The 9,014-nt window shown below is 28.8% G+C and carries 9 protein-coding genes; 4 read left to right on the top strand and 5 right to left on the bottom strand.

Going from position 1 to position 9,014, the window contains the following annotated elements:
* The first annotated feature begins 23 nt into the window (after positions 1-23).
* Complete coding sequence (locus tag ACLR9T_RS12650) at positions 24-1,214, top strand: acetate/propionate family kinase (RefSeq protein WP_413109864.1); 1,191 nt, start codon at positions 24-26, stop codon at positions 1,212-1,214.
* A 36-nt stretch (positions 1,215-1,250) separates the two neighbouring features.
* Positions 1,251-1,916: a YoaK family protein gene (locus ACLR9T_RS12655; protein ID WP_413109865.1), complete on the top strand. Its 666-nt coding sequence runs from the start codon at positions 1,251-1,253 to the stop codon at positions 1,914-1,916.
* Positions 1,917-1,935: 19 nt separating this feature from the next.
* Here ACLR9T_RS12655 and ACLR9T_RS12660 read toward each other — a convergent pair whose 3' ends face one another.
* Complete coding sequence (locus tag ACLR9T_RS12660) at positions 1,936-2,454, bottom strand: hypothetical protein (RefSeq protein WP_413109866.1); 519 nt, start codon at positions 2,452-2,454, stop codon at positions 1,936-1,938.
* 393 nt (positions 2,455-2,847) lie between these two features.
* Between ACLR9T_RS12660 and glmS the strand changes: the two genes are divergently transcribed.
* Positions 2,848-4,665, top strand: a complete 1,818-nt coding sequence (gene glmS, locus ACLR9T_RS12665) for a glutamine--fructose-6-phosphate transaminase (isomerizing) (protein WP_413109867.1) — start codon at positions 2,848-2,850, stop codon at positions 4,663-4,665.
* Positions 4,666-4,759: 94 nt separating this feature from the next.
* Entirely contained in the window at positions 4,760-5,113 is a 354-nt protein-coding gene (locus tag ACLR9T_RS12670) for a hypothetical protein (RefSeq protein WP_413109868.1), read from the top strand.
* An 80-nt stretch (positions 5,114-5,193) separates the two neighbouring features.
* Here ACLR9T_RS12670 and ACLR9T_RS12675 read toward each other — a convergent pair whose 3' ends face one another.
* The 4 genes from ACLR9T_RS12675 to ACLR9T_RS12690 form a co-directional block, all read right to left on the bottom strand.
* Positions 5,194-6,147 (bottom strand): hypothetical protein, encoded by a 954-nt coding sequence (locus tag ACLR9T_RS12675; RefSeq protein ID WP_413109869.1) that lies wholly within the window; start codon positions 6,145-6,147, stop codon positions 5,194-5,196.
* Positions 6,148-6,194: 47 nt separating this feature from the next.
* Entirely contained in the window at positions 6,195-7,112 is a 918-nt protein-coding gene (locus ACLR9T_RS12680; RefSeq protein WP_413109870.1) for a nucleotidyltransferase family protein, read from the bottom strand.
* A 121-nt stretch (positions 7,113-7,233) separates the two neighbouring features.
* Positions 7,234-7,572: a hypothetical protein gene (locus ACLR9T_RS12685; protein WP_413109871.1), complete on the bottom strand. Its 339-nt coding sequence runs from the start codon at positions 7,570-7,572 to the stop codon at positions 7,234-7,236.
* Positions 7,562-8,821, bottom strand: a complete 1,260-nt coding sequence (locus ACLR9T_RS12690) for a DNA repair protein (RefSeq protein WP_413109872.1) — start codon at positions 8,819-8,821, stop codon at positions 7,562-7,564. The genes ACLR9T_RS12685 and ACLR9T_RS12690 overlap by 11 nt, the downstream gene beginning before the upstream one ends.
* Positions 8,822-9,014: the final 193 nt, after the last annotated feature.

Below are 9,014 nucleotides of genomic sequence, written 5' to 3' on the forward strand. Positions count from 1 at the left end.
ATAGATTAAGGAGGCTTTATAAAATGGCAAAAATTATTTCTGTAAATGCAGGTAGCTCATCATTAAAATTCCAATTATTTGAAATGAATGATGAATCTGTTATTACATCAGGTGTAATCGAAAGAATTGGTTTAGAAGACTCAATTTTTACGATTAAATATAACGGAAAAAAAACTGTTACAACTAGTCCAATTAAAGATCATAAAGTTGCTGTTGAACTTTTACTAGACACTTTAATTGAAAAAGGAATCGTCAAAGACCTAGATGAAATCAAAGGTGTTGGTCACCGAGTTGTTCAAGGAGGTTCTTACTTCAATTCATCAGCAATTATCGATGAAGATGTTGTTAATAAAATCGATGAATTAAAATCATTGGCTCCATTACATAATCCAGCTCACTTAACTGGATATTATGCATTTAAAGATGCTATCCCTAATGCTGGAGCTGTAGCTGTGTTTGATACAGCTTTTCATCAAACATTAGAACCAAAATGTTATATCTATCCAATTCCATATAAATATTACACTGACTACAAAGTACGCAAATATGGTGCTCATGGAACCAGTCATTATTATGTATCTCAACGCTGCATTGAAATGTTAGGAAATCCTGAACATTCAAAAATTATTGTTGCTCATCTAGGTGCAGGGGGATCTTTGAGTGCTGTTAAAGATGGTAAATCAGTAAATACTTCAATGGGATTTACTCCACTTGCAGGAATTATGATGGGAACTCGTAGTGGTGATGTTGACCCTTCTGTAATTGATTATTTGATTGAAGAAGTTGGCATGGATATGAAAGAAGTAATTACAATGTTAAATAAAGAATCAGGACTACTTGGTATTTCTGGGGTTTCTAGTGATTTTAGAGATGTTCAAAATGCTGCTTTAGAAGGTAATGAACGAGCTCAACTAGCAATTGATATTTTCTATCGTCGTGTTATTGCTTATATTGGTCGTTATTTTATTGCCTTAGGTGGTGTTGATGCGATTTGTTTTACTGCTGGTATTGGTGAAAACTCATTTTTTGCAAGAAAAGGAATTTGTGATTTGTTAAAGGATGCTTTAGGTATTGAAATAGATGAAGATGCAAATGTAAATGGTCAGGGAGATCGTTTAATTAGTACTCCTAATTCAAAAGTTAAAGTCTTTGTTATCCCAACTAATGAAGAATTAGTTATCGCTCGCGATACTAAACGTTTATTAAACTTATAAAAATACATGTAGCTTTCCAGCTACATGTTTTAGTGTATGAGAATTAAAAATTATTTCAAAGCAACGATTCATGAATCATTGCTTATTGGCATACTGCTTGCTTTAGTTGGGGGTTTTTTAGATATCTATACATATATTTTAAAAGGAAATGTCTTTGCTAATGCCCAAACTGGAAATATGGTTCTTATGGGATTAAAATTAGCTAATCAAGATTATTTAGGAGCCAGCTATTATTTAATTCCTATTTTAGCTTTTTTTCTAGGCATTATTATTAGCGAGTATATAAAACATAAATTAAGTAAAGTCCAATATGTAGAATGGCAGCATTTAATAATAATTATCGAAATAATTTTCTTAGCCTTAATTGCATTCATCCCAAAAGAAATCCCAAATCTTTTTTGTAATGCTGCAATTGGTCTAGTATGTTCTTTACAGGTTAATACATTTAAAACTGTAAAGAAATTACCCTATGCATCTACAATGTGCACTGGAAACTTAAGATCTGCAGGACAAAAATTATCTGCCTTTTTATATCAAAAAGATAAAAACTCATTAAATCATTGTTTTAATTATTTAGCAATCATTATTTCTTTTATTTTAGGCGCTATAATTGCAACTATATTAATTAATTTATTTAATCAAATAGCCCTATTATTCTGTTGTTTTATTTTAATCATTACTCTACTTATTTTAGTTTATTAGCCTATTATATAGGCTCTTTTTATTTTAATAAATGCTCTTCTACATATTGGACAATCTCTTGTCGATTACTTAAAACTTCACAAAACGGTTTTCTTAAATCTAAACGCTGCATATCAACACAACGAATCTCACTTAATTGTAAACGACTTTTAGTTCTTGTATTAGACATCATCACATCAATATCTAATTCAAACTCTGGATTACATCCCGTCCCTTTCAAAGAAGTACATGGTATAATCAACATTTTATAACCTAGATCCTTTAAAATATAACACCAGTGTCCATCCATTAGTTCTTTTGGAAATCCCCTACCAATATTGAAATATGCTAATTGATGAATCTTAGGTCGATTAGGTAAATGGTAATATGTACTATCTATATCTCGTCCTCCATCTTTAACTAAATGGCAATAAAAATATTCTAGCTGATTAGTTAAATGCTTCAGCGAGCAACTGTATTTTTCAACATCATAAATTCCTGTTTCTTCTAAGTTTTCCAATGATTTACTAATCTCTGCTAGATTATCATGAATACTCATATATCGTACCTCCTATTATCTTTTACATTTTTTAGCTGTAAAATTACTTTTATTCTTCACAACTTTTCCTTTTTTATTCATACTCGTATTATTTTTTATAAAATTTATGCATTTAATAACGTTTTTATAAAAAAATCATATGATAATATGGGTTGCTTTTTTATTTTTATTTGTATATAATAGCAACTGTTATTAAAAGGAGACATGTTAAAAATAGCGCCAGGACTAATTAATTAGTTGACGAGGACTAGGTTTATCGAAAAATTCGGCGGGTGACCTAGAGGTATGATACTACCTAAACAATGAACAAAAATAGTGAGTGATCATTAAACAAATTCATTCGGTATCCTCCATTAATAACATAATAAAATTTAATATTATGGAGGAATTTTTATGTGTGGAATTACTGCGTTTTCCGGTAAAGAAAATGCTTTACCATTTTTATTGCAAGGACTTTCTAAATTAGAGTACCGAGGTTATGATTCAGCAGGAGTTACTCTTGTTGACAAAGATAAACTTTTTACTCTTAAAACTAAAGGGAGACTTCAAAATCTTATCAATCAGCTTGATTATGATGCTCCAAGTGGTTGGGTGGGAATAGGACATACCCGTTGGGCAACCCATGGTATCCCTTCAAACCTTAATTCTCATCCTCATACCAATAATAGCAATACTATTTCATTAGTTCATAATGGAATTATTGAAAATTATCGTGAATTAAAAGAAATGCTTTTAAATCAAGGTTATATTTTTCATAGTGATACTGATAGTGAAGTTGTTGTTCATCTATTAGATTTTTATTATCATGGAAATATGCTTGACGCACTAAAAAAAGTAATTAATCAAATTCAAGGAAGTTATGCTTTGTGTATTGTTTCAACTTTAGAACCAGATACTGTTTATGTAACTAAAAAAGACAGCCCATTAGTTCTAGGAAAAAGTGGTCATGCTAGTTTTGGTGCTAGTGATATTCCAGCTTTATTAGACTATACTAAAGATGTTTATTTTATTGAGGACTATGAAATCGCAAGACTATGCAAAGATAAAATTACTTTTTACAATACAGATGGAATTGAGATAAAGAAGGAAATTACTCATATTCCTTATAATAACGAAGCTGCACAAAAAGGTGGCTATGACACATTTATGTTAAAAGAAATCCATGAACAGCCATATGCAATTAGTGAGACCCTCAGAGGTCGTGTTGAAAACGAAGATCAAATTATCTTACCAGAACTCGATACCCTTAAAAACCGTTTTAAAACTGTTGATAAAGCTTACTATGTAGCCTGTGGTACTGCTTATCATGCCTGTTTATCTGGAGCCAATATCTTAGAAAGACTAACTGGAATTCCAACTTTTACTCAGGCTGCCTCTGAATTTAGATATAGCAAACCAATTATTGATGAAAAAACCTTATGTATCTTTGTTTCCCAATCAGGAGAAACGGCTGATACAATGGCTGCTTTAAGATTAGCCAAAACAAAAGGAGCAACTGTAATTGCAATAGCAAATGTACTTGGTTCAACGATTTCTCGTGAAGCTATGGCCACAATTTATACATGTGCAGGACCTGAAATTGCCGTAGCTAGTACTAAAGCATACACAACCCAAGTAATCGTCCTTTTATTATTAGCTATATATATAGCCCAGACTTTAAGTAAAGAAAATGATATTTATAAAGATATTATCAAAGGCATTGCACAATTACCTAAGCATATTGAAAATATTTTAAAAGATGAAGAAATATTTGAAAAATATGCTAATTATCTAAAAGATCAACACGATGCTTATTTTATTGGACGTAGCCTTGATTACGCCTCTGTTTTAGAAGGGGCCCTAAAATTAAAAGAGGTTTCTTATATTCATGCTGATGCTTATATTGCTGGAGAATTAAAACATGGACCAATTGCTCTAATTGAAGAGGGCAGCGTTGTTATTGCAGTTGCTACCCAGCCCCATATTGCTGCTAAAACAATTAGTAATATACAAGAAACTATTGCCAGAGGAGCAAAAGTTATTTTGTTTACCTTATCCAATGAAGAAGTAGGTAATGTTAATGAAACCTATTATATGCCTGATATAAATCCAATTCTTCAAGCTGTTTTAGTAGCTATACCATTACAACTTATCGCATATTATGCTGCAAAATTTAAAGGCTGTGATGTTGACAAACCCCGAAATCTTGCTAAATCAGTAACTGTTGAATAAAAAAAGTGATTAATACTAATCACTTTTTTTATGATAACAGCCCTTGCTTTATAATTTTAAATGCATAATTTATATTAAGAAAGGGGATGGCATAATGGGATCATGCGACAATAATTTTTGTATTAATGATTGCTGTAACGATAATGGTTGTAATGATGAGTGCTGTATTGAAGACTGGTGCTGCGATACTTTATGTTGTGACGAAAACTGTGCTCTAGCATCAATCATTCAATCTGTTGCAATGATGGAAGCTTCTTTATCTTCAATTATCTGTGCTGAAGGAATGAAAATTAGAAAAGCAGTATGTCTAGCAAATGATTTAAATGAATTGATTAGAATCAATGAATCTGTTAGAGAAACAATTGAAGTTATTAGTCAATTAGAAGATGCTTTAAAACAAAAAGCAGTTTATGCAATTGAAGCATTAAAAGAACTAAAAACTGATTAAAAACAAGTCTCTAGCACAACTAGAGACTTAAAGATTCAACAAATATTATTACTTCAAAGTTTAGGAATAAATTATTGTTGTTAAATTAATACCATTTCTTTTGATGCTGCAAAAATATTATAGGTTTTATTTGGAATAATATTGAATATCTTTAATAATTCAGTATCATATAATGCATCTTTTTTTAATTTTGGAATAAATACATAATTATAATCAATTCTATTATTTATATAACTTTTAATTGATAAATATTTTATACAACGATAATTATATTTAGCTTTACTAGCAATAGAAGCAGTGACTAATTGAGGAATAACATAATTAGAACAATAGTTACTTTTTTTATTATTAACCCTAATACTACATGCCATTAATAATAGTAATTTTAACATTGCTACTTTTATCTTTGTTATTGATAACTGATCAAGATCTTTCAAAAATATTGGTGTTAAATCAAAATAGTTAATAGAATTATTAACCTCAAAATCACCAATAAAAAAATCATGTGATGACTCAGTAATTTCTAACTCTGCCTTTACACCTTCTACACTATTAGCTAAATATAAACAAGGAAACCCAGAAATACTATATCTTTCATTAGCAACTAAATTTCTTTTATTAAAAGGAATATGGAATATTTGTGAAATAAATTTATCTATACTATCAATATCTAAGTAATCATTTATGATCCTTCCACGATATAAAGTATTAACAAGATTACTTTTTTCAAATTCACTACATAAAGTATGGCCTAAATATTTATTTGAAAAAAGAAGATTATAAATAATATTTCCTGCACTTCTAATATCACCTTTTTCATATGTTCGCCAAGCTCTTGTAATACTATCTCTTACACGATTAAAAATTTTTATATATGTTTTATCAAAAAGATCATCATATTCTACAATTATCTTTTTTAATTGTAGCGTTTTAGATAAATAAGTTTTATAACTCTGATGATCAAAATCACATTCAAGGATTATAAAATTACTTTTATTTATTTTATTTTTAAAAGATAATTTCAACGTATCCATACCCTTTCCCCCTTTAGAAAAAGAAGATTATCATAACGATAATCATCTTAATACAGTTTATTTGGATAGACCCCATTTATGATTAATTCCTTAATACTATTGATTACAGACTGTTTATCTTCTTTGTATGTTACTCCAAACCAATTATCTTGAGATTTTAACACAGTTACATCAACTAAATCTTCCTTTAATAAATCACCAATTATTGTAGGAAGCAAATATTCTGCTTTTAAATCATCTTGATGCAGATTTTCTAAAAATATTTTAAATTTTTCATCCAACACATTAAAAATAGCTGGTTGTAAAGCCCACATATTCATTGATACTGGTACATTTAAATCAATATCTATTATCCTATCACCATCTTTTATAAAAGCACTGTTATCGCCTTTTTCAATATTATGTGTTTCAACAATATCAATTAGATGATTATCTTGATTTACACTACAAATCCCTCTTGTTACTCCACCATTATCACTTAAAGTATTTTTTAAAATAAAGCTAATCATCGCAATTTGTTGTTTATTAGCGCCCATTTGATTATTAGTTAGATACTCATAAGCCTCTTGATATGCTTGTTTACCATAATAATCATCTGCATTAATTACTAAAAATGGTTCCTTGACTATATCTTTACAACATAATATTGCTTGTCCAGTACCCCAAGGTTTAGTTCTTTGTTTAAATTTTTCAAGATAAGCTTCAGGAATATTATCTAATTCTTGAAATACATATTCAACATCAATGATTTGCTTTATTCTAGAACCAATTACTTGATCAAATTCCTCTTCTATGTCTTTCCTAATCACAAAAACAACTTTATTAAAACCTGCTTTTTTAGCATCATAGATAGAATAATCCATAATAATTTCACCATTTGGTCCTACAGGTGCTAATTGCTTAATCCCCTCACCAAATCGACTACCAATCCCAGCCGCCATGATAACTAATGTAATATTTTTCATACTATCCCTCATTTCTTAGCGTTATCATGATAATTATACACTATAATAATTACTTTTTCTAGCTAATGTCATAACTTGTCAAAATAGCATAAATAAGATATTACCTATCTATTTTTATGATTTAATACTCATACAAATCTTTAATATTTTCTCCTTGAATCATTAAAATATCTATAAAATATATTTTTTTATTAATCACAGTTAATGATTTTAAATTATAATCAATATTAGTAATAATCCCAGATATTTTATGATATTCCTGAATATCATAATACATCAATTCTACAATCATTCCTTCTTTTAACTGAGCTAATTTATATGATAAATTAGCTTGTTCATCTTTAAAAAAAAGCCTTTTATTCACAGATTCCTTTTCTTTTTCCTTTAATGCCTCATCTAATCCTTTTAATGCTTCAAAAGCTAAAAATTGTTTAGCACGATCAACATTATTATTCACCATTATGCCCTCCTATTAATTTGTTTCTTATTTTAGTTGTTGCTTTATTTTGAAGATTCATTCCCTTTAAAATAGCATTTTTACCATATTTTTGTTTAATTTCAAGAATTGTTTCTTGAATTTTTTTCTCTTTTTCTCTTTTTTGATAATCTGTAAATAAATCTGTTGATTCAAATATTTCATCTTTTAAATCATTAAAAGAAATCGTTATTTTTCTAATTAAATAATTCGGATTAGTTGTTTTTCTATACAAATAGTTAAAATTTTCAATTAATACTTGATATGAATTAGTGATTTTATTAATTTTCAATGAACCACCTGTTGATTTAACAGCATGTTTGGAATAACTAATTCGAAGAGTAATATTATTTGTAACTAGATGCTTATCTATCAATTCCAAGCACTTTAATTCCACCATTTCTTTAACAATTAACAATCCATCATCATAATTATAATCTTCAAATAAGACTTGCCCACTAGATATTGAATTAGATTTTGGTTTATATGCTTTAATATCACTAATTAGTGTTGGCTCTTTGCCCCAAGCATGATCTACTAAAAATTGAGCATTAATCCCAAATTCCTGATATAGCGTACTTTCATCACTATGTGCAAGATCATACATATTAAAAATACCATGTTGTTCTAATCTTTTTGATATTCCTTTTCCAATCTGCCAAAAGTCAGTCAGGGGCTGATGGTACCAAAGGGTCTCTTGATAAAGCCGTTCATTTAAATAACCCATATTATTTTTACTATGTTTAGCAGTAATATCTAAAGCTACTTTAGCTAAATACAAATTCGTTCCTATTCCAACTGTAGCAGTAATTCCTGTAGTTTTTAAAACATCGTTAACTATTTTCTTTGCTAGTTCTTCAACATTTAACTGGTATAATTTCAAATATTTAGTAACATCTAAAAAACATTCATCTATTGAATACACATGAATATCTTCTTTAGCAATATATTTTAAATAAACAGCATATATATTAGCTGAATATTCAATATACTTCTTCATTCTGGGTTTTACAACTAAATATTCAATCCCATCGGGAATTTCATAAATACGACATCTATTTTTAATTCCTGCCATCTTTAATTTTGGACTAATTGCCAAACAAATAGTACCTTTACCTCTTGAAGGATCAGCTACTACTAAATTAGTATTAAAGGGATCTAAATTTCTTTCAACACATTCAACTGAAGCATAGAATGTCTTCAAATCAATACACAGATAAACTCTCTTTTCCATCCTTCTCACTTCCTTTGATTTAATTATACCGATTTTTATTTTTTTAAGTCATTTATAACTGCGTTTTAACACCTAAAATTAGGTGTTAAAATAAAAAAATACCCAATAGAATAAATCTATTGGGTAAAATATTTAATTATCTTCTTTTTTTCTTAGGATACCTATTCCCGCTATACTTAGCATCGCTATTCCT

The organism is Thomasclavelia sp. (assembly GCF_047249845.1).
GTDB lineage: Bacteria > Bacillota_I > Bacilli_A > Erysipelotrichales > Coprobacillaceae > Thomasclavelia.

Coding starts and splice junctions, on each gene's coding strand:
- ACLR9T_RS12650 (WP_413109864.1), top strand. CDS start 24: ATGGCAAAAATTATTTCTGTAAATGCAGGTAGCTCATCATTAAAATTC.
- ACLR9T_RS12655 (WP_413109865.1), top strand. CDS start 1,251: ATGAGAATTAAAAATTATTTCAAAGCAACGATTCATGAATCATTGCTT.
- ACLR9T_RS12660 (WP_413109866.1), bottom strand. CDS start 2,454: ATGAGTATTCATGATAATCTAGCAGAGATTAGTAAATCATTGGAAAAC.
- glmS (WP_413109867.1), top strand. CDS start 2,848: ATGTGTGGAATTACTGCGTTTTCCGGTAAAGAAAATGCTTTACCATTT.
- ACLR9T_RS12670 (WP_413109868.1), top strand. CDS start 4,760: ATGGGATCATGCGACAATAATTTTTGTATTAATGATTGCTGTAACGAT.
- ACLR9T_RS12675 (WP_413109869.1), bottom strand. CDS start 6,147: ATGGATACGTTGAAATTATCTTTTAAAAATAAAATAAATAAAAGTAAT.
- ACLR9T_RS12680 (WP_413109870.1), bottom strand. CDS start 7,112: ATGAAAAATATTACATTAGTTATCATGGCGGCTGGGATTGGTAGTCGA.
- ACLR9T_RS12685 (WP_413109871.1), bottom strand. CDS start 7,572: ATGGTGAATAATAATGTTGATCGTGCTAAACAATTTTTAGCTTTTGAA.
- ACLR9T_RS12690 (WP_413109872.1), bottom strand. CDS start 8,821: ATGGAAAAGAGAGTTTATCTGTGTATTGATTTGAAGACATTCTATGCT.